Consider the following 1,241-nt stretch of genomic DNA (forward strand, 5'->3'; position numbering starts at 1 on the left):
AACGACCCCTACTCGCTGACCTACACCTCGGGGACGACCGGGTCGCCGAAGGGCGTCCCGACGAGCCACCGCGGCCCGGTCGAACTCTACGCCTACTCCGAGTACGTCGTGGACCTCCGGCCGGACGACGTCTACCTCGTCGCGGCGTCGCCGTCGTGGTCCTACGGGCTCACCATGGGGACGATCATGTCCGGCGTCCGCGGGACGGCCATCGGCTGCTATCGCGGCCAGTTCGATCCCCACGCGTTCTTCGAGACGCTCGAGGCGTGGGACGTCGACAACGCGATGATCCCGCCGACGGCGCTCAGACAGTCGCGGGCCGCCGGGATCGACCTCGAGGCGTGGGACATCGACCTCCGGGTGTTGATCTCGGCCGGCGAATCGCTGGACGAAGAGACCGTCAACTGGTGCAAGGACGGACTCGGCGCGCCGCCACAGGACGCCTACGGGCTGACGGAGGGCGGCATGGTCGTCTGCAACTACGCGTTCGACGACTGGGAGGTTCGGCCCGGGAGCATGGGGAAGGTCACGCCCGGCGAGGAAGTGGCGCTGTTGGACGACGACGGAAACGAGGTCGACCAGGGCGAGGTCGGCGAGATCGCGATCAGACGCGACGAGGACGCGCGGGGATCGTACTGGGGACGCCCGGAGGCGACCCTCGAGACCTTCACCGGCCCCTGGCTCCGGACCGGCGACCTCGCGCGACGGGACGAGGACGGCTACTTCTGGTACGTCAGCCGGGCCGACGACGTCATCATCTCCGCGGGGTACCGGATCGGCCCCGCGGAGGTCGAGGAGACGCTGCTCGACCATCCCGCCGTCGAGGAGGCCGGGGTCGTCGGAGAAGACCACGAGACCCGCGGCCAGATCGTCAAAGCGTACGTCACCCTTGTCGGCGACCACGAACCGTCCGGAGAACTCGAGGAGGAACTGAGCGAGTTCGCCCGCGCGGAGCTCTCGAAACACGAGTACCCCCGCGAGATCGCGTTCCTCGACGCGCTCCCGAAGACCGCCAGCGGGAAAATCAAGCGCTCCGCGCTCGCTGAGTAAGACCGGATCGCGCCCCGACGACTGCGCCGCTCACAGGATCGACCCGGCGTCGCGGAGGGTTGCCAGTTCGTCCTCGTCGTACCCGACCGCGGCGAGCAGGCCGTCGGTGTGTTCCCCGTGATCGGGCACCGATTCGTCGTCGCCCTCGGGACGGTCCGAGCCGACCGCCGGAAAGCCGATCCGCGGCGGCG

Annotated in this window: 1 protein-coding gene; it reads left to right on the forward strand. The window is 69.4% G+C overall.

Features of this window, described 5'->3' with window-relative positions; all coding sequences use genetic code 11:
• A partial coding sequence (locus PGX04_RS16975) for an AMP-binding protein (protein WP_273739601.1) occupies nt 1–1,050 on the forward strand: 1,050 nt, incomplete at its 5' end.
• Between the last annotated feature and the right edge of the window lie 191 nt (nt 1,051–1,241).

Source organism: Natrinema soli, from assembly GCF_028618695.1.